This is a genomic window from Rhizobium sp. 25PS6 (assembly GCF_032464655.1).
GTDB classification, from domain to species: domain Bacteria; phylum Pseudomonadota; class Alphaproteobacteria; order Rhizobiales; family Rhizobiaceae; genus Rhizobium; species Rhizobium laguerreae.
Window position 1 is genome coordinate 170,900 of the sequence record NZ_JAWDIV010000009.1, and the last position, 21,363, is coordinate 192,262.

27 protein-coding genes, 1 tRNA gene and 1 pseudogene are annotated in these 21,363 nt (G+C 59.7%); 13 read left to right on the plus strand and 16 right to left on the minus strand.

Going from position 1 to position 21,363, the window contains the following annotated elements; all coding sequences use genetic code 11:
- Window positions 1–19: 19 nt before the first annotated feature.
- Genes RWK44_RS15060 through RWK44_RS15070 form a run of 3 tightly spaced genes read right to left on the minus strand, consistent with a single transcriptional unit; the run spans window position 20 to window position 3,362 of the window.
- Window positions 20–2,062, minus strand: a complete 2,043-nt coding sequence (locus tag RWK44_RS15060; protein WP_316029021.1) for an NAD-dependent epimerase/dehydratase family protein — start codon at window positions 2,060–2,062, stop codon at window positions 20–22.
- Window positions 2,059–3,165 carry an NAD-dependent epimerase/dehydratase family protein gene (locus tag RWK44_RS15065; RefSeq protein ID WP_221944933.1) on the minus strand — a complete coding sequence of 369 codons (1,107 nt, stop codon included), beginning with the start codon at window positions 3,163–3,165 and terminating at the stop codon, window positions 2,059–2,061. The genes RWK44_RS15060 and RWK44_RS15065 overlap by 4 nt, the downstream gene beginning before the upstream one ends.
- Entirely contained in the window at window positions 3,156–3,362 is a 207-nt protein-coding gene (locus RWK44_RS15070) for a hypothetical protein (protein WP_131640095.1), read from the minus strand. Before RWK44_RS15070 ends, RWK44_RS15065 begins: the two co-directional genes overlap by 10 nt.
- Window positions 3,363–3,395: 33 nt before the next feature.
- On the opposite strand from RWK44_RS15070, the gene RWK44_RS15075 reads away from it, so the two are divergent.
- The 4 genes from RWK44_RS15075 (at window position 3,396) to RWK44_RS15090 (ending at window position 6,409) form a co-directional block, all read left to right on the plus strand.
- A complete protein-coding gene (locus tag RWK44_RS15075; RefSeq protein ID WP_316029022.1) occupies window positions 3,396–4,382 on the plus strand; it encodes an MDR/zinc-dependent alcohol dehydrogenase-like family protein in 987 nt (328 codons plus the stop codon).
- The gene (locus tag RWK44_RS15080) at window positions 4,382–5,404 is read left to right on the plus strand and encodes a Gfo/Idh/MocA family protein (RefSeq protein WP_183594497.1); all 1,023 of its coding nucleotides are present in this window, start codon (window positions 4,382–4,384) and stop codon (window positions 5,402–5,404) included. Before RWK44_RS15075 ends, RWK44_RS15080 begins: the two co-directional genes overlap by 1 nt.
- Window positions 5,405–5,569: 165 nt before the next feature.
- Window positions 5,570–5,779 (plus strand): helix-hairpin-helix domain-containing protein, encoded by a 210-nt coding sequence (locus tag RWK44_RS15085; protein WP_025396608.1) that lies wholly within the window; start codon window positions 5,570–5,572, stop codon window positions 5,777–5,779.
- Between the two features lie 75 nt (window positions 5,780–5,854).
- Window positions 5,855–6,409 (plus strand): DUF1003 domain-containing protein, encoded by a 555-nt coding sequence (locus RWK44_RS15090; protein ID WP_077977122.1) that lies wholly within the window; start codon window positions 5,855–5,857, stop codon window positions 6,407–6,409.
- Window positions 6,410–6,742: 333 nt separating this feature from the next.
- Here the strand turns inward: RWK44_RS15090 and RWK44_RS15095 are convergent, their stop codons facing one another.
- From RWK44_RS15095 to RWK44_RS15105, 3 genes are all read right to left on the minus strand, one after another.
- Entirely contained in the window at window positions 6,743–8,545 is a 1,803-nt protein-coding gene (locus RWK44_RS15095) for a thiamine pyrophosphate-dependent enzyme (RefSeq protein WP_077977121.1), read from the minus strand.
- Window positions 8,546–8,658: 113 nt separating this feature from the next.
- Window positions 8,659–8,829: a hypothetical protein gene (locus RWK44_RS15100; protein WP_167383827.1), complete on the minus strand. Its 171-nt coding sequence runs from the start codon at window positions 8,827–8,829 to the stop codon at window positions 8,659–8,661.
- A 208-nt stretch (window positions 8,830–9,037) separates the two neighbouring features.
- Complete coding sequence (locus tag RWK44_RS15105) at window positions 9,038–9,457, minus strand: response regulator (RefSeq protein WP_077977120.1); 420 nt, start codon at window positions 9,455–9,457, stop codon at window positions 9,038–9,040.
- Window positions 9,458–9,703: 246 nt separating this feature from the next.
- On the opposite strand from RWK44_RS15105, the gene RWK44_RS15110 reads away from it, so the two are divergent.
- Window positions 9,704–9,964 carry a hypothetical protein gene (locus RWK44_RS15110; RefSeq protein WP_025396604.1) on the plus strand — a complete coding sequence of 87 codons (261 nt, stop codon included), beginning with the start codon at window positions 9,704–9,706 and terminating at the stop codon, window positions 9,962–9,964.
- Between the two features lie 338 nt (window positions 9,965–10,302).
- Window positions 10,303–11,022 (plus strand): Crp/Fnr family transcriptional regulator, encoded by a 720-nt coding sequence (locus tag RWK44_RS15115; RefSeq protein WP_077977118.1) that lies wholly within the window; start codon window positions 10,303–10,305, stop codon window positions 11,020–11,022.
- Window positions 11,023–11,031: 9 nt separating this feature from the next.
- Here the strand turns inward: RWK44_RS15115 and RWK44_RS15120 are convergent, their stop codons facing one another.
- Together RWK44_RS15120 and RWK44_RS15125 are read right to left on the minus strand one after the other, a co-directional pair.
- Window positions 11,032–11,286: a hypothetical protein gene (locus tag RWK44_RS15120; RefSeq protein WP_025396602.1), complete on the minus strand. Its 255-nt coding sequence runs from the start codon at window positions 11,284–11,286 to the stop codon at window positions 11,032–11,034.
- 106 nt (window positions 11,287–11,392) lie between these two features.
- Window positions 11,393–11,764 (minus strand): hypothetical protein, encoded by a 372-nt coding sequence (locus tag RWK44_RS15125; protein ID WP_077977117.1) that lies wholly within the window; start codon window positions 11,762–11,764, stop codon window positions 11,393–11,395.
- Between the two features lie 259 nt (window positions 11,765–12,023).
- Here RWK44_RS15125 and RWK44_RS15130 point away from each other — a divergent pair, with 259 nt between their 5' ends.
- The 3 genes from RWK44_RS15130 (at window position 12,024) to RWK44_RS15140 (ending at window position 12,998) form a co-directional block, all read left to right on the plus strand.
- Window positions 12,024–12,323 carry a hypothetical protein gene (locus tag RWK44_RS15130; RefSeq protein WP_077977115.1) on the plus strand — a complete coding sequence of 100 codons (300 nt, stop codon included), beginning with the start codon at window positions 12,024–12,026 and terminating at the stop codon, window positions 12,321–12,323.
- Window positions 12,320–12,628 (plus strand): hypothetical protein, encoded by a 309-nt coding sequence (locus RWK44_RS15135; RefSeq protein WP_245289791.1) that lies wholly within the window; start codon window positions 12,320–12,322, stop codon window positions 12,626–12,628. The genes RWK44_RS15130 and RWK44_RS15135 overlap by 4 nt, the downstream gene beginning before the upstream one ends.
- Before the next feature lie 130 nt (window positions 12,629–12,758).
- On the plus strand, window positions 12,759–12,998 hold the full coding sequence (locus RWK44_RS15140) for a DUF6894 family protein (RefSeq protein ID WP_077977695.1): 240 nt from the start codon (window positions 12,759–12,761) through the stop codon (window positions 12,996–12,998).
- Here RWK44_RS15140 and RWK44_RS15145 read toward each other — a convergent pair.
- Both RWK44_RS15145 and RWK44_RS15150 read right to left on the minus strand, forming a co-directional pair.
- A complete protein-coding gene (locus tag RWK44_RS15145; protein WP_168341325.1) occupies window positions 12,982–13,722 on the minus strand; it encodes a Crp/Fnr family transcriptional regulator in 741 nt (246 codons plus the stop codon). The two genes, RWK44_RS15140 and RWK44_RS15145, sit on opposite strands and share 17 nt — an antisense overlap.
- A gap of 173 nt (window positions 13,723–13,895) precedes the next feature.
- A pseudogene (locus tag RWK44_RS15150) lies at window positions 13,896–15,274 on the minus strand (sensor histidine kinase).
- A 282-nt stretch (window positions 15,275–15,556) separates the two neighbouring features.
- On the opposite strand from RWK44_RS15150, the gene RWK44_RS15155 reads away from it, so the two are divergent.
- Entirely contained in the window at window positions 15,557–16,285 is a 729-nt protein-coding gene (locus RWK44_RS15155; RefSeq protein WP_077977111.1) for a Crp/Fnr family transcriptional regulator, read from the plus strand.
- 20 nt (window positions 16,286–16,305) lie between these two features.
- On the opposite strand, the gene RWK44_RS15160 is transcribed toward RWK44_RS15155, so the two are convergent.
- The 3 genes from RWK44_RS15160 to RWK44_RS15170 all read right to left on the minus strand — a co-directional run bounded on the left by RWK44_RS15160 (window position 16,306) and on the right by RWK44_RS15170 (window position 17,542).
- Window positions 16,306–16,554 (minus strand): hypothetical protein, encoded by a 249-nt coding sequence (locus RWK44_RS15160; RefSeq protein ID WP_025396594.1) that lies wholly within the window; start codon window positions 16,552–16,554, stop codon window positions 16,306–16,308.
- A gap of 57 nt (window positions 16,555–16,611) precedes the next feature.
- Window positions 16,612–16,872, minus strand: coding sequence for a hypothetical protein (locus tag RWK44_RS15165; protein WP_025396593.1), 261 nt, complete (start codon window positions 16,870–16,872; stop codon window positions 16,612–16,614).
- A gap of 142 nt (window positions 16,873–17,014) precedes the next feature.
- The gene (locus tag RWK44_RS15170; protein WP_168283247.1) at window positions 17,015–17,542 is read right to left on the minus strand and encodes a DUF4142 domain-containing protein; all 528 of its coding nucleotides are present in this window, start codon (window positions 17,540–17,542) and stop codon (window positions 17,015–17,017) included.
- 529 nt (window positions 17,543–18,071) lie between these two features.
- Here RWK44_RS15170 and RWK44_RS15175 point away from each other — a divergent pair.
- From RWK44_RS15175 to RWK44_RS15185, 3 genes are all read left to right on the plus strand, one after another.
- The gene (locus RWK44_RS15175; protein WP_316029023.1) at window positions 18,072–19,241 is read left to right on the plus strand and encodes a zinc-dependent alcohol dehydrogenase; all 1,170 of its coding nucleotides are present in this window, start codon (window positions 18,072–18,074) and stop codon (window positions 19,239–19,241) included.
- Window positions 19,242–19,336: 95 nt separating this feature from the next.
- Window positions 19,337–19,597: a hypothetical protein gene (locus tag RWK44_RS15180; protein WP_168283249.1), complete on the plus strand. Its 261-nt coding sequence runs from the start codon at window positions 19,337–19,339 to the stop codon at window positions 19,595–19,597.
- 61 nt (window positions 19,598–19,658) lie between these two features.
- Window positions 19,659–20,054 carry a gamma-glutamylcyclotransferase family protein gene (locus tag RWK44_RS15185; RefSeq protein ID WP_316029024.1) on the plus strand — a complete coding sequence of 132 codons (396 nt, stop codon included), beginning with the start codon at window positions 19,659–19,661 and terminating at the stop codon, window positions 20,052–20,054.
- Between the two features lie 142 nt (window positions 20,055–20,196).
- On the opposite strand, the gene RWK44_RS15190 is transcribed toward RWK44_RS15185, so the two are convergent.
- The 3 genes from RWK44_RS15190 to RWK44_RS15200 form a co-directional block, all read right to left on the minus strand.
- Window positions 20,197–20,433, minus strand: a complete 237-nt coding sequence (locus RWK44_RS15190; RefSeq protein ID WP_316029025.1) for a GIY-YIG nuclease family protein — start codon at window positions 20,431–20,433, stop codon at window positions 20,197–20,199.
- A 119-nt stretch (window positions 20,434–20,552) separates the two neighbouring features.
- Window positions 20,553–20,628 (minus strand) — tRNA-Ala (locus RWK44_RS15195).
- Window positions 20,629–20,777: 149 nt separating this feature from the next.
- Window positions 20,778–21,161 carry a TIGR02300 family protein gene (locus RWK44_RS15200; RefSeq protein ID WP_012759632.1) on the minus strand — a complete coding sequence of 128 codons (384 nt, stop codon included), beginning with the start codon at window positions 21,159–21,161 and terminating at the stop codon, window positions 20,778–20,780.
- Between the last annotated feature and the right edge of the window lie 202 nt (window positions 21,162–21,363).

The following is a 21,363-nucleotide window of genomic DNA, read 5'->3' on the forward strand; positions in this document are numbered from 1 at the left end:
ATCCGGTTTCGTCGACGAATCATGCGGAGACCTTTCGATCGCGGCGCGGGATCGGCCGGCCGCCGAAACGGTTTTCGATGAGCCACTCCGCCAGGTGCTGCAGTCCGCTTTCCCAGCCGACACGCGCGCTCCAGCCAAGCGTGTGCTGGAGCGCGCGGGTGTCTGCGACGAAGAAATACTGGTCGCCGGCTCGCCAGTCGTCGAAGGAAGCTTCGACCGGGCGCCCAATCAGCCTGCCGATCTCGCGCAGGACTGCGAGCACGCTGACGGCATTCGCCGGACCGCCTCCGAGGTTGAAGACGCGGCCCTTGATCCCGTCAATGCCATCGAGGACGCCGCGATAGGCGGCAATCGCATCCGCGACATGCAGAATATCCCGGACCTGCTTGCCGTCACCGTAGATCGAGATAGGTTCGCCAGCGAGCGCCCGGATCAGGAAATGCGCCACCCAGCCCTGGTCCTCGGTTCCGAACTGGCGTGGGCCATAGATGCAGCTCATGCGCAGCACAGCCGTCGGGATGCCAAAGGATTTTGCATAATCCAGCACATACTGGTCGGCCACGCCTTTCGAGCAGCCATAGGGGGTGCAGAAATCGAGCGGCCTGTCTTCGCCGATCCCGTATGACCGGATGGTCGCGTCGACCGGCAGGTAGCGATCCTCGGCCTCACGCATGGCAATGTCATCGAGCCCGCCATAGACTTTGTTGGTGCTGGCAAAGATCAATGGAGCCTGGCGGCCGGCCTTGCGCACCGATTCCAGCACGTTGATCGTGCCGCGCGCATTGGCCTCGAAGTCGTCGATCGGATGGATGAGGCTCGTCGTGACCGCGGTCTGGGCGGCGAAGTGAAAGACCGCCTTGGCGTCGGCAAAGGCTGCTTCGATGCTTCTCGCGTCGCGCACGTCGGCAAGGACGGGATGTACGTTTGAGCCATGTCTTTCGGTCAGCCAGCCGAGATTCTGATCGACGCCCGGCCGGCCGAGATTGTCGAGCACGACAACGTCTTCACCGTCCTGAAGGTAGCTGTCGGCAAGGTTGGAGCCGATGAAGCCGCAGCCTCCGGTGATGACGATCGGGGCGGCTCCCTTGGCGACGTTGGGGGTAGCGAGCCGGGCGACCTGCTCGAGCCGTTCGACGCCGCCTTCCATCAGCAGGCGCGCGAGCAGCTTCGGCTGGTTCTCATGGGTGACGGCACCGAGATGGTAATGCCGGGGGTCGAACCAGAGGCCTTCCTGCACCGGCACATCCGGCGGCACATCCCGCCAGGAATACCAATACATCCGGTCGGCCGGCACGCTCAGGGCCTTTACGAAACGCCGTGCCTGTTCCATCTCGTCGTTGCGCCAGGTCGAATAACCGGTTTCGGTGATCCAGATCTCGGCCTTGTCGTTGAAGCGGCCGATAATTTTCCGCATCTCGCCGAGATGCATGTCCCAGCCGCCCCAGGTGCCTTCCTCACTGTCCCATGTGCCGGGGAACCCGTGGAAGCCGACGGCATCGACGACGCCGAGCACGCCGCGCTCGCCCATCAGGTTGAGCCAATAGGGATCAAAGGGGCATGGTCCGCCGAGCACCGGCCGCCAGCCGCGATGTTTGGCCCAATAGGCGGCGGCGCCGACCATCTCGCAAAACAGCAGAAAGTCCTTGTCTTCGCGCCAGTCCCAGTCGAGCAGGTTGTTGGGCTCGTTCCACAATTCGATGTGACTGAAATACCGACCGTATCGGCTGAGCACGTGGTCGACGAAGTCGGCATAGGATTTGAGATCGGCCGGTGCGCCGGAAGACCGTCCTGTCCGGGATAAGGACGGCGGCGTGTAGTGAATGCAGGGCAGAAGATCAATCTCGCGCCCAAGCTTCGGGATGAGCCAATCAAACCACGCTTCGCCACCCGGAGCGAGGTATTCGGCCCATGACAGATGCGTGCGCAAATAGCTGGCGCCGCTTATACCGACATCTGCGATCGTCTGCGACGTCCGCTCGTATTCGCCCGGGCGAAACCACTCGACGAAGCCATAGGATCTCGAGGACGCGCCGGTTCCGGCCGACAATGCGGATTTTGTCATGATACCAGCCCTCTTTCCTCCAACTGCCGTTTCATCTCTGCGCCGCGATCGATCGCTCCGGCATGTCTCACCCAATCGGCGAAAGGTCCGAGCGCGTTTTCCAGCTTGAAGCGCGGCTCGAAGCCGAGCAGTTCGCGCGCCTTTGCGATGTCGGCAAAACAGTTGCGGATATCGCCGGAGCGGGCCTTGTTCATGATCTCGGGCCGTATTTCCGGCACGCCCATCGCATCGGCGAGAAGCGTTGCGACCTCGGTGATCGTATAGGCCTGGCCGCTGCCGATATTGATGACATGTCCCGGCGCATTGGGTTTTTCGAGCGCGAGGCGGAAGGCGCGCGCCACGTCGCGCACATGCACGAAATCCCGCCGCTGCTCGCCATCTTCGAAGATCATCGGCGGCTGGCCATTGGCGAGCCTGGAGGCGAAGTTTGCCAAGACGCCGGTATAGGGGTTGGACAAAGCCTGGCCGGCACCGAATACGTTGAAGAGACGGAGCGCCACCGCCTCGACGCCATAGGCTTCGCCAAAAATCAGGACCTGTTTTTCCTGCGCATATTTGGTCAGCGCATAGATCGAGGCGAGATCGACGGGCTTTTCTTCATCCGTTGCAACCGGCCTCAGGACTTTGCCGTCAGCGCCGCGCAGGTTCCATTGGCCGGCCTTGATCTGGTCGCCGCGTCGCCTGACCAGATCGAGCTGCGCACCGTCGGCGGTTTCATAGCGGCCCTCGCCATAGACACTCATGGACGAGGCGACGACAACGCGTTTGGGCCGGCGACCGATCATCGCCTCCAGAAGGACCGCCGTGCCGAGATCATTGCCGCCGACATATCGGGCGATCTCGTACATCGACTGTCCGACGCCGACCTCCGCAGCGAGATGGATGACGCCATCGGCACCCAACAAAGCCCGTTCGACCGCAGTCTTATCCCTGACGTCGCCGCGCATTATTTCGGCAGCCTCGGGCAGCGCCGTTTCAGCATCGCCGTGAACCTGATCGATCAACGCATCGAGGACCCGCACCTCATAGCCGTTGTCGAGAAGTTCCTCGACGACATGCCTTCCGATGAAGCCGCAGCCGCCGGTTACAAGGATCATCGCCATCTGATTTCCGTCCGCTCAAGTTGAAGATGACCTGCCGAACCAAGCGCGGCGAAGATTGTTCCGGCTTCAATGTCATCTTCTTTGACATGTTCTTTGACATCATCCGGAACATCTGGCGGCGTCGCTGGTTCGGCGGCCAATCCATGAGCGAAATATTCCTCGAAGATTGAGAAGCGGCCACCGGCGTCTGCCGGCAAGCAGACCGGCCATGCCAAACGAAGGAGCAATTCATGAACATGTTGGCAAGAGCGGCCGAGGGAGCAATCCGGGCGGCGATCATCACCGGCCCCGGAGAAGTGTCCGTCGAAGAGAGACCTCTTCCCCAGCCGGGACCGGGCCAGGTCAGGATCAGGCTCGAAGGCTCGGGCGTGTGCGCTTCCAATCTTGGCCCTTGGGCCGGCCCGGAATGGATGACCTTTCCGACTGAGCCGGGCGGTCTCGGTCACGAGGGCTGGGGCAGGATCGATGCGCTGGGCGACGGGGTGTCTGGCCTCAATCCAGGAGACCGGGTCGCTGCGCTCTCATATCATGCCTACGCCACCCACGACATCGCGGATGCCGACATGGTCGTGCCGCTGCCGCCGGCGCTCGACGGCCAGCCTTTCCCTGGCGAGCCGCTCGGCTGCGCGATGAACATATTCCGGCGCAGCCGCATCGAGGCGGGCCAGACCGTCGCCATCATCGGGATCGGATTTCTCGGCGCCTTGCTGACGCAGCTTGTTAGCGGCGCCGGCGCGCGCGTCATCGCCGTCTCGCGCCGTCCGTTTTCCCTCGAAATCGCCAAGCGCATGGGCGCCGCCGAGACGCTGGCGATGGACGACCACTGGCGGATCATCGAAGCTGTAAGAGAGTCGACCGACGGTGCTTTCTGCCACCGCGTCATAGAGGCGGTCGGCAAGCAGTGGCCGCTCGACCTGGCCGGCGAACTGACTGCCGAGCGCGGCCGGCTGGTGGTGGCCGGATACCATCAGGACGGTCCGAGGCAAGTCAATATGCAGCTCTGGAACTGGCGTGGCCTCGACGTCATCAATGCTCACGAACGCGATCCCCTGATTTATATCAGTGGCATGCGCGAGGCGATCGAAGCGGTCGTTTCCGGCAGGCTCGATCCGTCATCGCTCTATACCCATGTCTATCCGCTGGAAGGCCTGGGCGAAGCGCTCGACGCCACCCGGGACAGGCCAGATGGTTTCCTCAAGGCGATGGTGACGTGCTGATGAACAGGATGGTAGATCGCTCCCTGCAGACGCGGGTCAAGCCCGTGAGACTCGGCTTCCTCGGTATCGGCTGGATCGGCAGGAACCGAATGGAGGCAATTCTTCGCACGCGGATGGCCGAAGCCGTTGCCATCGCCGATCCCTGCGAGGAAATGATAACAGAAGCCCTGCGCCTTGCGCCCGATGCGGAAATCGTCGGCGGTCTCGATGCGCTCCTGTCGCTCGACCTCGACGGCGTCGTCATCGCCACGCCGAGTGCTCTGCACGCCGAGCAGTCGATCCGGGCGCTGCAGGCCGGTGTTGCCGTATTTTGCCAGAAACCGCTCGGCCGATCCGCGGCGGAGGCGGAAGCGGTCGTGGCCGCCGCCAGATTAGCCGACAGGCTGTTGGGCGTCGATCTCTCCTATCGTTATACGCAAGGCATGCAGCGCATTCGCGATCTGATCAGAAATGGCGAGCTCGGCACTGTCTTCGCCGCCGATCTGGTCTTCCACAATGCGTTTGGCCCCGACAAATCCTGGTTTTACGACAAGTCGCTGTCGGGTGGAGGATGCGTCATCGACCTCGGCGTCCACCTCATCGACATGGCGCTCTGGTGCCTCGACTTTCCGCAGGTCACCGACGTCACGAGTACACTAATGAAAGGCGGCGAGCCGATCAGCGCAGCGGGGGATGTCGAAGATTTCGCCATCGCCACTCTGACGTTGGCAAATGGCGCGGTTATCCGCCTCGCCTGCTCCTGGCGGCTGCAGGCAGGATGCGATGCGGTCATCGGCGCCGACTTTTTCGGAACATCCGGGGGTGCATCTTTCAGGAATGTCGGCGGGTCGTTCTATGACTTTGCGGCCTGTCGCTTCCGCGGGACATCGACCGAAGAACTTGTTCGGCCTCCCGACGACTGGGGCGGCCGGGCGGCGGCGGACTGGGCGGCCCGGCTCGCCAGTGGTCAGGCTTATGATCCGTCCTGCGAACGGCTTGTCGAGGTCGCTGCAATTATCGACGACATCTATCGGCACGCATGAAGCGGCGGCGTCGGCACGGCCGGACAAAATCTTTGCAGTCATCGGTGAATCGGCTGGAACCGCCGAGCCTCTCGCCGGTTTTGGCGGTCGCAAATCATCTGCGGGATGGACATGGCCTCTCGACCAGCAGGGAAGACGTCGAAGCCGCGGGCAGCCTCGAGCGATATGCTCGCCCGCAGCAAAATCCCTGTCTGGATCGTCAAGGCGCTTCTGTCCAGCGGCATAAAGCGTGTCAGTAAATTGTCTTCGATGACCGACGACGAACTGCTGGCGCTTCCCGGCATCGGCAAGCGGGCGATCGAACTGATCCGATCATTTCAGAGCGCCCGCGAAAGCGGCGGGAGCCAGGCTCGGGGATTGCCTGTTCGTCGATGAAATGAGCGGCGCTGGTCAAACGCGAAACTCTCCGCCTTCACAGAGGTTGGATTTGCTTAAACATGGAAGCATTCAATGTCGGCACCGAGATCCGAGCAGCAGCAGAGCACGATATCCAGACGTCTCGACCGCAACATCGAGGCTCTGCTGAAGCGGCGGGAGCAAGAGGCGCGGCAATCGAGCCGGCAGGAGCGGGCGGCCGATGCCATTACCCGTTTTGCGGGATCGATGATGTTCGTCTACCTGCACCTGCTGGTCGTCACGCTCTGGATCGTCGTCAATACCGGCCTGCTTCCGCTTATACCCGCCTTCGACCCGTCATTCGTCATTCTGGCGATGGTCGCGTCTGTCGAAGCGATTTTCATCTCGACATTCGTGCTGATCAGCCAAAACCGTATGGCGGAGGCCGACGACAAGCGCGCCGATCTCAACTTGCAGATCTGTCTTCTGGCAGAGCATGAGGCGACGGAGGTGTTGACACTGGTTTCGGCCATCGCCGAGAAACTCGGCGTCGAAATCGAGACGAGAGAGGAGCTCGAGGAACTGAAAGAGCAGGTGACGCCCGAAGAGGTACTGGACGAAATCGAACAAAAAATGCGGCGTCGGGGAACCAACACGCCGCTGGCGTAAAGCGGCCCAATCGCGGAACCTGGCCTAAACCGGCAAAGACGCATTTAGTGGAATCGTGCGAAAACCTCGCCAAGGCAACTATATGGAAGATGACGAACAACGGGCAAACCGCGCTTTTTTCGAAGCATTAGCGAGCTCGGCGACCGACCATGTTCCGGATGCCGTCGACGGGATCCCGCGAGATATTCGGCGGCCTGAACATGCCGGATGCCGAGGCGAGAGCGAGACCGGACCTACTGGAGCGGACGATAAGAACCGGCGCAGGCGATGAGCTGCGGCGCGAAAGTCGCCACCAGCTGAAGACAAGCTGTTCGTCGCACCTCCTTCGATCGTTCAAGGAGTGCCCGGCAAATCGGTCGAGTTTTCAGATAGCTCCTTTTCCTGCTCTCCGGCGGCCATCATTTCGCGCAGCGGCGAACGCGACACATTTGCCTCGATCGCCTCATGACCCGGCGTATCGGCAAGCGCCTCGCGGAAATTTTTGGCGTAGTTTTTCGGCATCTTCGGCGGCATCATCGGCTCGTATTGATCCACCAGGGCTTGAATGACCACAGGACCGGCCATGGAAAAAGCTTCCTCCAAAGTCGGCTCGATCTGATCGAAGCTGCTGATCGTGAAGCCGTGGCCTCCCATTGCCTCTGCCGCCTTGGCAAAATCGATCGGCGCCAGCTCGCAGGCAAATTGCGGGTTGCCGAGGAACATCATCTGCTCCCAGGCAATCTGGTTGAGCATGCCGTTGCAGATCACCAGAATTTTCAACGGCAGAGCCATCCGAACGGCGGTCGAGAACTCACCGAGCTGCATGCCGAATCCGCCATCGCCGATGACCGCATAGATTGGCCGTTTCGGATCGGCAGCGCCCGCCGCAATCGCATAAGGCAGGCCGGAGGCCATCGAAGCGAGCGCGCCGGAGACGGCGAACTGGTTTGCCGGGCCGAGGTCGATGTGGCGCGCTGCGAGTTCGGTGTTTTGGCCGGAATCGGCCACCAACACGCCGTCGGCCGCGATACGCCTGCCGAAGGCTCGCACCACGGCCTGTGGCTTCAAGGGAGCGCTCAGGTCCGTCTCCATCATCTCCATCTTTCGGCGCCAGTCGGACATCGCCGTTTGCGCCTGCTCCAGAAATGACCGATCCGTTTTGCTGTTCAGCCTGGGCTTCAGCAGCCGCAGCGTTTCCCGCGCCTCGCCCACGAGACCGGCATCGACGGGGAAGCGCAGGCCAATGCGCTGAGGATCGCTGTCGATCTGCACGCCGCGGGCGCCTTCGGGCCGCGGGTAATATTCGATATAGGGAAAGGAGGAACCGACGATCAGCACCGCGTCGCATTGCTCCATGATCTGCTGCGACGGGCTGGTGCCGAGAATTCCGATGCCGCCGGTCGTCAAGGGATCGTCGTCGGCGAGAGCGGTCTTGCCGAGCAGGGCTTTGGCCACCGGCGCCGCGAGCAGGTCGGCAATCTCGCGTAATTCCACCTGGGCGCCGACGGCGCCCCGGCCGGCGAGGATCGCCACCTTGCGGGCATCATTGAGTATCTGGGCCGCACGATCGAGCTCGATTTCCTCGGGGATTTGGCGGCCCCGGAAATAGCGGTTCGGCACATGTTTGGGACGGTTTCGTTTCGAGCGCAATTTCGCGTCCATCTCCTGAACGTCATTGGCGATGGAGAGATGTGCCACGCCGCGGCGTGAGAGCGCCGAGCGGCAGGCAAGGCTGGCGACGTTTTCCATGTGCGATGCGTCACTGACGTGCGCATTATAGATCGCGACATTGTCGAACACGCGGGTCAGGTCGACGTCCTGCTGGGTAAAGGTCTCGATCAGGTCGTGATACTGCGTTCCGGTGATGGCAAGCACCGGCATCTGGTCGAGCTTGGCATCGTAGAGGCCCGTCAGCAGATGCGTGCCGCCGGGTCCGGACGTTGCGAGACAGACGCCGAGCTTTCCGGTGAACTTGGCGTAGGCGCTCGCCATGAAGGCGGCCGATTCCTCATGCCGAACCTGGATGAACCGGATCCGGTCCTGGCGCTTGCGCAGCGCCTCCATAATACCGTTGATGCCATCTCCCGGAAGGCCGAAGACGAGCTTGACGTCCCATTCGATCAGCGTGTCAATCAATATGTCGGCGGCATTGGGCATCGAACTCGTCCTTTGTTTGTCAAAGACCGCAAACCTGCGCCGCTATCAAAGGTTCCGAGCTCAATCCTTGGAGCTGCACGGTAGCAAGCCGATGTGGCAGGCTACGGCTTCGTTCACATCCTATGCGCCAGACCGTAGACGAGGATGGTGACGTAAAGCAGGAAGGCGATGGCGGCCACGGTCACGATCAGGATGACGGCGATCCGCCCGCCTTTCAGGCTGTTTCGCTGCTGTTTGGCAGTGGGGCGGGTTGCCTGAATCGGATCTTTTTCTGGCTTGTCCATCAGGACCTCGCTTCCGTCGAGACCGGCGCCGGCTCATCACCTCGCCGCCTGCCTCAAATGAGATGATTGCACCGAAAACGATCAAAAGCCCGACCAACATCACGGCTACGATGTAGATTACGAAGCTCGACGGTCCGTCTTCTGGTTCATCCGCCCCTTCCCTGCTCCTCAAACCGCGGGGCAAGTGCAATGTTCCCGACAGATGATCTTACCGCGTATTCCTGCCTTGCGTGCAGCCATCGACCACGATCGATGTCGGCCCCTGACGTATGCAGCGCCTGATTTCCGTCAACAATGCCGCCGGCTCGCATGGTTTTTCCAACCACACGCCCTCGGAAAATGCTGCAGCATCCGGGTGCACCTTCTGCTGGGCGCCCGTGTAAACGATAAATGGGATATGGCGGTCGCGCAAAGATCTGGCGATCGCTCCGGCGATCCCGTCTTTCAGTTCGACATCCATCACCACCAGATCGGGATCGTTGGCCGTCAGCCACTCTTCAGCGGCTCTACAAGACGACACTGTCTCTATCCGGTCGAAGCCGGCGCGATGAAGCGTGTCCTCCACATCCATCGCGATGATAATCTCATCCTCCATCAGAAGAATGGAAGTCGTCCCTGCAATGTTCATGGCCCAACCCCTAATATGCGGAGTTGATACAATAAACTATTCAGGCCAAAATTCAGGGATCGTGCGCTATCGCACGGTCCTGTTACGAGCGCGTTTCTTTGCTCCTGCATGTCGGTCACGACGACCGTGCCGTTGCCCTCCATGTCATTGATCGAGCGCGCTATCGGCTGGAACTTTCCCTCGCGCGATCGGTTCGGCGCCGTGCCCCGAGCGAGTGTGTGGGGCCGACATCGAACGGAGGTTTCCATGACGACCGCAAATACGACGACCGATCATTCTGCCATTCGCAAATGGGTGGAAGCCCGTAAAGGACAACCCTCCCGCGTCAAGGGCGCCAAGCAAGGCGGCATATTGCGGATAGACTTCGGAGAGCCGGAAGAGAACCTGGAAAAGATCTCCTGGGACGAATTCTTCGCCATTTTCGATGAAAACGAACTTGCCTTTCTTTATCAGGACAAGACCGAGGATGGGACAAGCCGATTCAACAAATTCGTCAGCCGTAAATGACCGGATGATATTCGCCGCGCGAGATGGTCGTGCTGTCATCGCCATGCTCGCGGAGGATACTGGCGGCGGCGAGGCCGGCGCCAGCTCTGAGCCTGGTTCGCGGCCGTGACGCGCGAAAAAGCTCACGCTTGCTATAACAGCACCATTCCTGCCGTGCGGCCGCGCCTGCAGGGCCTTTGTCGCCGGCCAGGCCATTGTCTTTTTCAGTCCGGGCGATTTTCAAAACCAGAAAGGCGAAGCACTGCGGTCTGTACGTTAGTGCACAAACTATTGCTCAACGATTCTATATGGTTAGGTTCGCTGCAGCAGCGATCGACGATCGATGCGCGGATCAAGCCATGGACGATGAACAATTGAATTTTCGAAATGAACTTCTGCGCGCCATGGGGCCGCAGGAGCGTGAACTTCTTGTGCCCCATCTGGAGCCTGTCGATCTTGACGTGCCTTTGATCCTCGAGATGGAAGATACGCCGGTCGGCGACGTGTATATTCTCGAATCGGGACTAGCATCGATCGTCGCGCGGTTTCCAGGCGGGCGCGACATCGAAGTGGGCATCGTCGGCAGGGAGGGCATGACCGGCGCCGCCGTGATCCTTGGCGGTGATCAATCCGCCAACCGGACATTCATGCAGATCTCAGGCCACGGGTTCAAATTGCCGGCAGCCATTCTTTATGCCGCCATGGAGGAGAGCCGCGCCTTGCGCAGTCTGCTTCTGGCCTATGTCCAGGCGCTGCTGGCGCAGACGACATCGACCGTGCTTGCTAATGGTCATGCCAAACTCGAGGAGCGGCTCGCGCGGTGGCTGCTGATGGTCCATGACCGGACGGACGGCATGACGATATCGCTGACCCATGAATTTCTCGCGGTGATGCTTGGTGTCCGCCGCGCCGGCGTGACGGTTGCGCTGCATCTGCTCGAAGGCAAAGGTCTGATCCGGTCCACCCGAAGGCAGATCGTCATCCTCAACCGGCGCGGATTGATCGAAGAGGCGCACGGCTCCTACGGGGCGGCGGAGGAGGAATATCGACGGCTGATCGGCAGCCATCTTGCGCGTTGAACAGTCTTTTCAATCAGAGTTGGCAGTGACCTGCGGTGACAGGCGGCGCTTCCGTGTCGATGCCAAGCGACCCACCGACAGCAATTTGTCCTGGTCTGCCACTCCATGACGATAAAGGCTGATCAGCAACGCTGCGATCTCCTCAGTCTCCGGCGCTCGCAACGGTCTGCCCGTCTCGCAACAGATGGCATTCAAAATCGCCTGCAACTGACTGAGGTCAGCTGAATCGAGCGCTTTCAAATGAGCAGACTGGGAATCGAGCATAGCGCCTTTCCCGATACGAAGGCTTCGGATTATGCAGATACCCATAATGGAGCGCAGACACGGTCAGCGCAACGCCCCTTTGAAAACCGTACGCAAGCGCACTGATCTAATGATAGTAACCGGCATCAGGCCCGAACAACGCCGCGACGATCGCGTTGATGTCGGCGGGACGATGGCTGAGGACAAAGCCGGCTGAGCGCGCTTCGGACCGATGGTCCTGAGCGAAGACGAAGGGTATCCGTCGCGTCTCCAGCCAATCGCTTATTGCAAGCATCGCCTCGTCGGAAATGGTGACATCGATGATCGCCGCATCGCATACCAGGCTTTCATCCAAGCAATGCATCGCAATCGCATCGACGCGCCGATCGACGACCACGGCTTGATGCGCGACCAATGCCTCCCTGGCGCCGTCCGACAGGAAGCTTGGCTCCCCGATGATGACGATCGTCTTGCCGGCGACCGGACTGAGCGATTTCATAGCGGACGCCTGCAATGGTTGTTCTGACTGCGATTGTGCCCTTGGATGGCACCTCAGGCCGTCACTGTCTGCGCCGTGCGTAGCATATTCATGCCTGCCATGCGACCTTCATTTGGTTCACCAAACCGCATCGCCTTGTGTTGGTTCCCCGGCCGGCGGCGAGGCCAACGGGAAACCGAATTCGTACGGTTCCGCACGAGCGGTTGAAATCGAAAATCCGGAATTTTAGGATCGTCTTACATTCCTGGGGAGGAACACGATGACACAGCATTCGGGAATTACGAAGCCGGCTTTGCAGCCTGCTGACGTCGCCATGTTGCAGGCTGTCTTGCGGGGCTGGTGCCAGGAAAAATCATGTGGGATTGCCAGTCCGGCGGCGCAACATGTTGCCAGGGAACTTGTCTCCTGGTTTGAGTGCGGCATTCGAGATCAGCGTAAACTCAGCGATCTGATGCGATATATGCACTTGGATTCCAAAAGTTTGCCGGTTTCCACGGAAGCGCCGCGTCGGGAGTCCGTGCGATCGGCCGCCAATATCAGCGAAACCAATGTGCTATGATGGACAGGCTCGGTTATTTCAAATGGGTCACCGCGGACCCGACCGCTCTCAATGCCGTCGATCGGCAGATTGTGGTCAGGCAGATCGTCGATGAGCTTCAAGAGATCTGCGATAGGGACGCTGGAAGCGGCGGCATCGACCGGTACCCGGCGCTCAATCGTCTGCTCCAAACGATCCGCGCCTCCATCATATCTATCGCCAAAGCCGACGACAGTTGCTGGGAAGGTATCATCGACGAGCTTCTCCAGCTTCGCACGACGATGGTTGATCTCAGGGCGAGTCAGGGCGCAAGGATCTCCCACTGATGCCCGAGAAAATCGTGATGCAGGACCTCCTTCATCGCCGCCGGTTATTTCGAGCTTAGCCGACCGTCGACATTTTTCTGAGGAACTAACCGCAATTTATGGCATTGATTCCGCAACGATGGGGCGGGCGATGCCAACATTTTACTTCAACATCGTTTCCGCTGCAGGGACGATCGCCGACTTCGAAGGGACCGAGCTGGCGACGCTCGAGGACGCCAGGCGCGAGGCCATACGCGACGCGAGAGCGCTGATGAGCCAGGCGGTCCTTTCGGGAAAAGATATTTCCGCCAGAAGAGTTCATATTTGCGACGAACAGGGCGGCATTCTCCTGATCGTGCCTTTCACCGAAACGATCAGGCCTTTCGACTGACCGATCGCCGAACCGGCAGGCCGATCAGTCGTTCATATTCCCGCTCGGGTATGCCGTAACTTCCGGCGGCGATCTCTTCCAGCTTCGCTCTATCGATGACCCTGACATTGCCGCGGGTGGCCTTGATGATCCTCATTCCCTCGATGACATGCAGCTCGTTGGTGACGCCGGAGCGGCGCACGCCAAGCATAAGCGACAGGAATTCATGGGTGAGCGGCAGATCGTTGCCAATCAGACGGTCATGGCACATCAGCAGCCAGCGCGCGAGCCGCTCGTGCATATTGTAGCGCCCGTTGGCGAGCGCCGATTGGGCAAGCTGTATGTCACAACAATGCACGTAGTTGAGGAACATGTCGTTGACCGCCGGAAACTCCGCCAGTATCCGCCTGAAGGTGGTGACGGAGACCAGCAGACCGGAGCCGCTAACCTGAAGGAAAGTCCGGTTCGGCGTCGTATCCGTCTTCAGGACGACATGGGCTCCCACCAGGCCCTCATATCCGACATGTCCGACCTCGACAGCTTCGTCTTCGGCGCTGGTGGCCACCATCGACGCCAGACCCTCCTCCATGAAACAGACGTGTCCGTTCGGCTGATCGGATTCGACCAAGACATGTTTAGCCGGCAGCTGGACCACTTCGGCATCGGCCATCAGCAAGTCGAAGACATCGGTGGGCAAAGCCTTCAGCAGCAGGTTGCGAACATTACGCTGATCGGGTGCGGGCATGCACGTCTCCTTCGGGAGGGAGCCCGCACTCATACCAGCAGCCGTTGCGATGGTGGCAATGATCAGCTTATGCGTCAAAAAGGCAGTCATAGCCATATTCGCAAAGGACTTTGTGCGTTTTTGACAATTCCGGCGACAGGTACAGGAGCCGATTTATCACTGGAAATAAACGGTTACGGGTTTTGAGGCAGACGGATTAAAAATCGCGCGCCTGACCGTTGATCCTCGATCTGAAGCTCGGCCTTCAGCTGCTGCACGAGACCACGGACGACCCTCATTCCCAGGCTTTTACCGTCATTTTCGAAGGACGAAAATTCCGGCGGCAGACCTTTTCCGCCATCGGCGATCTCAAGCAGAATTTCGTCATTGGTACTATGCGCCCTGACGGTGACTGGGCCGGAGCCGTCGGGATAGGCGTGTTTGAAAGCGTTCGTCACCAGCTCGTTGACAAGAAGGGCGATCTGGATCGCACGGTCGGCATCGACGACGCACGGCTCCACCTCGACGGATACGGCGTGCTGGGAGGCTGACTGCTGCAGGCGTTGACAGAGGTTCGACAAGAAGTCCGCCAGATCCACCGTCTCGATATGCGGCTGGCGCCACAATTGATCATGCACTTGGGCAATGGTTCCGACGCGCGCCTCCGCATCGCTGAGCGCCCGGCCCACTTCCGGATGCTGCGCTAGACGGGCCTGCATCGCCAGCATGCCCGCGACCAACATCAGGCTGTTTTTGACGCGATGGCTGATCTCGCGCATCATGATTTGCTGATGCTCATCGGCAAAGTGTCGTTCGGTGTCGTCGCGCAGCACCTTCAGGTAGCCGGCTCTGTTGTGATGGGCGCGAAGCGGCATGGTCAAGCCGCTGCCCCAGAACGCCGTGCCGTCCTTGCGCATGTGAAACCGTTCGTTCTCTGCACGACCGCATTCGAACGCCGTTTTCATTTCGCGTTCCAATGCGCCATTTTCGCGGTCCTCCGGCAAGAACAAGATACTGCGTCGCGATCGAGGATATCCCGTTCCTCATAGCCGAAAATGCGGCAGGCCCCGGTGTTCCAGCTGATGATCAGTCCGTCGCGATCAAAGGTGAAGATCGCATAGTCGGTGGCGCTTTGGAGAATGAGCTGCAGGCGCTCCTGGCTCGAACGCAACGTTTCGTCCTGCTGAAGCGTTCGTGTACGGTCGCGAACGACCTTCATGAGGCCATAGACCCCGCCGGCGTCGTTGCGAAGCGGCATCATCAGCCCGGAAGCCCAAAACATGCTGCCGTCTTTTCTAACGTGCCACCGATTGTCGTCGGCACGGCCTTCGGCGAGCGCCACCCGCCTCTCCTTAAGCGGCACGCCAGCGAGTTGATCCTCGAAGGAGAAGATCAACTCGCTGTTCTGGCCGATCATCTCATATGGGGAATAGCCGAAGAGATTTTTCGCACCCGTGCTCCAAGTGGCGACCGTGCCGTCGATGTCCATGGTGAAAATAGCATAGTCCAAGGCGCTCTCGACGATATGCCGATAGACGTCAGCATTTTCACCCGGAAAGGCATATTGATCCACGCCAATGGGCTCCTCAAGATTAGCATCGCTTACATTAGCACCTCCGACGGCGATTTCTCCGCGAGTGCGTTTGCGTACAAAGTCACGATCGAACATCGCCGCGACGTGAAGGAACCGATGCAAGCGCGACAGAGCGACCGATACCCCGTTCGGGGTGCACGACCACGGACAAACGGCTTGCAATGGGGCCTGTTGCGGCCCATAATTCGACCATCGTTGGCTGAATTTTTGGCGCCGACGGCTGGGAGACGATCCGCTCTTGCCACACAAGAGGGCAAGGTGATGCGTCCTTTCGAAAGCAAAAATCTCTTCCTGCTCCATCTGACGACGCCGCAGATTGTGGTCTTCGAGAGAATTCTCGAGCCGCTTGCTCTGCCGCGCGATTTCGAACTCGCCTCCATCGGCCTGCCCGTCAGCCACTATTACTTCCTGGAAAGCGGCATCGCCTCCATGGTGGCGACTTCGCCTGAAGGCAAGAAAGCCGAAATCGGCTTGGTCGGCAGAGATGGCATATCGCCGCCGGTTCTAACGATGGAGGCGGAGAAATTTTCCTTTGACGTGATGATGCAGGTCGGCGGCGCGGGACGTCGTGTGGAAGCACGGGCTTTGGCAGGGTTTCTGTCCGACCAGCCCGCCGTCCGCCAACTGCTTGCGCGCTTTCTGCATGGCTTTTTCGCGCAGGTCGCCAACACCGCGCTTTCCAATGCCGTTCACAAGATCGACGTTCGATTGGCAAAGTGGATATTGATGTGTCACGATCGTATGGATGGCGAGGAGATCGCGCTGACGCATGAATATATGGCGACCATGCTCGGCGTGCGCCGCTCCAGCGTTACCGAAGCGCTGCACATCCTCGAAGGCGAGCACTTCATCTATTCTCACCGGGGACTTGTTATCGTTCGCAATCGCACATCCCTGGAAGCGTTTGCGGCTGATGCCTACGATGCTCCGGGAGTATCGGGCCGCAGCTGGCCCGACCTCGGTCAGCTCTCACTGGTTGCGGTCCAGTAGCCTTCTGCAAGACGCGGGCGCTATTGCGGCGTCAACCGGTCGGGCCTGTTCTTCCATTCCTTGTACGGCTGCAGCAGCTGGCCGGGAAACCGTCTTTCGATCGCGCTCTCGGTGAGAAGGATTTTTGCGAAGACCTCGTCTGTCGAGGATCGATTCAACGCTTCGCTGCGCATCTCCAGATCAGCCATCAGTTCGAAAAGCTCTTCATCCGTCATCGACTCCAGAGCCGAGGCGAACTCACGCTCCGAGACATCCGCAAAATCCGTCACGATGCACCTCCTGCCGATGGCTGCGTTTTGACCTACCGATCAGCGATTTCTTAGGCGTCATTGCCCTGGCAGGTCCTTCTCGGTCGTCGCAGCCGCCGGAAGCTTTTGCTGCGACCCTTCCCTGTCCGACGCCCGCATCGGAGCCGTCGGCGCACTGGCGACATAGAGGCCCAGCACCAGCGCGCCGATGGCAACGACAAATGCACCCGATATGGCGAGGACGGACCGCTGTCCGTCCTGCTTGATCATTCCGAAAGCAAGAGCAATGCCGAGAAGGGCCGCTCCTCCTGCCACTGCAAACAACCAGAGATAATTCATTAGTATTGGCTCCAATGTTCGGGCGCCTAACCCTGAGGAACAACGAAGGTTCCCAGCTACCCAGCGATCGGACATCGGTGAAATCCCGCCCCTTGCTGGCATCACAGCTGCAAGGGTACAGCCCGGCCCGAGCCGCAGCAGCTTAGCGGTTGAGTTCCTCCGCCATCTGCAGGTGATGTTCAAGCGCGGGTTTCGTGCTCGCGGCCCAGGCTTTCAACTCCGCATTGTCGCCGCCTTCGCCATAGCGTTCGAAGAGGTCGACCGCATCCTCGTGGGCGGATTCTTGGTCCGAATGGTACTGCTTGATGAAATCGTCGCCCTGTAGCCCCTTGAGCTTGTCCAGCATATCCTGTTGCGCGCTGGTCATGGCGCTCGGCAGCTCCGCCTTCACCTTGCCGCCGGAGATCAACGCCTTGAGCTCCCTGCTGGTCTTCTCGTGTTCTGTGACCATCTGCTGCGCAAAGGTCTTGGTTGCGGCATCGCCGCGCTCGAGTGCCAACTTGCTGGATTCGATCTCGAACATGTCGCTGGTGGCAGCCTCCAGCACGAAATCCTCGGTCTTCGGTGCGGTTCCCATCAGCGAATTGACACCGGTCTTTTCGGCGGCGGACTGAGCCATCACAGGTCCGGCAAGCGAAACGGCAAGAGAGGCGATGATGATCTTCTTCATGGTTTCTGATCTCCTGGTTGGAGGCATCAGAACTTTGAAAGCGCGAAACTGTTCCCGGCGCGCGAATCAATTGTGGTCTGGCCCCTAGCGCGCAGAGCGGGGAAACGAAAGCGACAGTGAAAAGAGCGATGGCGTAAAACCACTGCCGGACACTCTTGTCGCGCGACGCGCCGGGAGCCAGGTCGAAGCTGCGAAAATGCCTATCGCAAGCAGCAGGTAGGGATCGGTATTCCAATCCGACATCAAGAGCTGAGGTGCCGGCGCGTTGCCGCAATATGGATCAAGCCGGAAAGTCATATCACGCCCGTCCTTGTCGGTTCGTCCGGCAAACACGCCTGAGGAAGGTTTGTTCCTGCGACTATGGATCTGCTCGTTTTCCGATGGAACAACTTTCGCGGATCAAGGTTTGGTCGTCTTCGCGGGAAGCCGAAACGATGAAGATCGTTTTCGTGCACCGCATGTTCCAAACCCGAAGAGCTGCAAGGGCAGTGTCGGCATTGCGGGTTAGTTCAAAAAGGCAGGCGAAGACATGAAGGCACTCACCTGGCACGGCAAACACGACATCCGATGCGAGAGCGTTCCCGATCCTCAAATCCAGGAAGGCCGCGATGCCATCATCAAGGTGACGGCGTGCGCGATCTGCGGGTCGGATCTTCATCTCTTCAACGGTGTGATGCCGGACATGCATAGCGGCGACATCATGGGCCATGAGACCATGGGCGAGGTCGTCGAAGTCGGCAAGGACAATAAAAAGCTCAAGGTCGGCGACCGGGTCGTCGTGCCCTTTACCATCTCCTGCGGCGAATGCTTCTTCTGCCAGCGCGGCTTTTATTCCGGATGCGAACGCAGCAATCCCGATCCGTCGAAGGTCAAGAAGATGTGGGGAAATTCGCCTGCAGGCCTATTCGGCTACACGCATCTTCTCGGCGGTTACAGTGGAGGCCAGGCGGAGTACCTGCGCGTGCCCTTTGCGGATGTCGGACCGATAAAGGTGCCGGACGGACTGACGGATGAGCAGGTGCTCTTTCTCTCCGACATCTTTCCGACGGGGTACATGGCCGCAGATTTCTGCAATATCCAGCCCGGCGACACGATCGCGATCTGGGGCTGCGGTCCGGTCGGACAAATGGCGATCAAGTCGGCCTTCATCCTCGGCGCCGAGCGTGTCATTGCAATCGATACCGTGCCCGAGCGGCTTGCTCTTGCCGAGGCGTCGGGAGCAATCACGCTCGATTTCATGGACGACGATATCTACGACAAGCTGATGGAGCTGACCAATGGGCGCGGCGCCGACGCTTGCATCGATGCGGTCGGCACCGAAGCCGATCCTTCGGCGAGCTGGGACTCACGGCTTGACCGCATCAAGGTCGCCACCTTCATGGGAACCGACCGACCGCACGTCCTTCGCCAGGCAATCCATTGTTGCCGCAACTTCGGCACGGTTTCGATCGTCGGCGTCTATGGCGGTTTCCTCGACAAGATCCCGATGGGTTCGGCGATCAACCGCGGCCTGACCTTCCGAATGGCGCAGACGCCGGTGCAGCATTACCTGCCGCTGCTGATGGAACGCATCCAGAAAGACGAGATCGATCCGTCCTTCGTCATCACCCATCGCGCGCCCCTCGAAGAAGGCCCCGATCTCTACAAGACTTTCCGCGACAAGAAGGACGGCTGCATCAAGGTTGTTCTCAAGCCGTAGAGAAGTCGACTGCGGTCAAGGCAAGCAGGATTGGCGCCATAAAGCTAACCACTGGCGCCTTGGGATTATCGCCGGCATTGAGGAAAGGTCCGATCATGCAGAAGGAATCCAACGATCCTATCGAAGACCGACATAAGCTGCGCCCACCGGAGATGGAGCTCGAGCCCATCCCGCCAGAAGGTGAAGACCCGGGTGACGCTGCCGGCAAGCGCGGCAAAGCGCAAGCCGGCGGTCGCCCCAAGGAATCGCCGACAGCGCGACGCAGCCAGGCGGACAATGAAAGGGTGGAAGGATTGCCCGAAACAGACGCAGCAAAAAGCCTGGCGACGGCACCACCGGCGATGAAGCGCGATTGACGGCCCCGTCGTCCTCGGCCGAATCGAAACACCGCGCCGATAACGCGTAGGGCTGAGGCTGATGCCACAGGACGTATTCGTTTTTGGAACGCTGAAGAGAGGTTTCGCTCTGCATGAGCAGGGACTTTCCCGCGCAAGGTTTCTCGGAATTTTCAGGACTCTGGAATGTTATGCGATGCTTATTGCCGGTCCCTGGTTCGCCCCGATGATGTTCAACGAACCGGGCAACGGCCATCATGTCGTCGGTGAACTTTATGAGTCCGGCGACGATACGATAGCAAGGCTGGACCAGCTGGAATCCCTCGGCATCCCCGGCAATCTGCGCGTGGCGATAGACGTGGAACCGGTCGCCGGCGGGCCAATACGCACAGCGCGGCAGCTCGCTAAGCCCGTTCACTCGGATTATCTGCGGGTCTACGAAGACGGGCGGTTTGTTCCGTTCGACCGGAGAGGCTGAGGCGCCTGTGGACAAATCGGCCCGGAACGGACACGGCAAAAAGCCTAGCGAGGGCACCGTCGATGATGAAGCGCGATTGAACTGCGGCCATCGTCGCCATGTGGGGGCGCGCAAGCGGCCTGCTCGATTTGACGCGAGACGGCTACAGTCTTTTCTTTGCGAATGCTCTGCCTGAAGCCGACTTAAGATATTTCTCGAAAGCGAAGGCCTGCGCTTCATCGGAGAAAGCGAGATAGGTCTTGAGAGACCAAGGAAGATATTTCGAGGGAGAAACCTCGCCGGCGTTGTGTTTTGCCAAGCGCGACTTCAGGTCACTCGTCACGCCAACATAATAGCGATCCGGAAATTCAGTGCTATGGAGAATGTAGACGTACTTCATGAAGGATCATAGCCCGCCTACGTTGCTTCGCAACTTCGGCGCGGCAGCCTCCGCTTCCTTCTCGCCCTCGTACCGTCAAGCCTGCAGGCTTGCCGAGCCGAAGCTCGAAGAGCGTAGGCTGGTGGAGCTAAGCGGGATCGAACCGCTGACCTCTTGCATGCCATGCAAGCGCTCTCCCAGCTGAGCTATAGCCCCATCAAGGTGGTCCGGCTCATGGCCGGTCCTGGGATGCTCCTCAAGGCGTACCCTTCGGAGTGGCGGCTTATTACTTCCGGATTCCGGAGATAGCAAGCCTAAAAAATCTGGCCCGGAGAATTTTTTCCTCGCCGGGCCGAAATGCGGTCTCAGACTTCGTCGTCGTCGCCGGTCACGCCGATGATATCGCTCATGTCGTCATCATCGTCATCTTCGTCGGGTGTAAGGAAGGTATCGTCGTCGTCGTCGCCTTCGATTTCGACATCGTCATCGCCGATATCGGGGATGTCGTCACCGCTGGCGGCGTCATCGGCATCTTCCAGCGAAACCAGTTCGACTTCGGTGTTTTCAGTATCGACTTCCGCGACCTCCTCTTCCTCGGCAACTTCGGCGATCGCCGAGGTTTCTTCGAAGAAGGACAGAGGGTAGGACTTGCCGGTATAAGGAGAGACGATCGGATCCCGGTTCAGATCATAAAACTTCTTGCCGGTTTCCGGATCGGTACGCTTGGTTCCAAGTTCCGCTTTCGCCACTATAAGCCTCGTGTGAATAGCCGAATATGAGATTCGGCAGATGCCGTTCAAGCCGGCGTTCCATCGGAATTTATAAGCCGGTCCCCTTAATCGCTGTGGCTTCCCATGTCAAAGCCAAACTTTGCGATCCGGGCGCCGGGTTTTTGGCAAGCCGAAGGATGACCGCCCGGCGCGTTTATGTTAACGAGCCGCAACAGCTGCG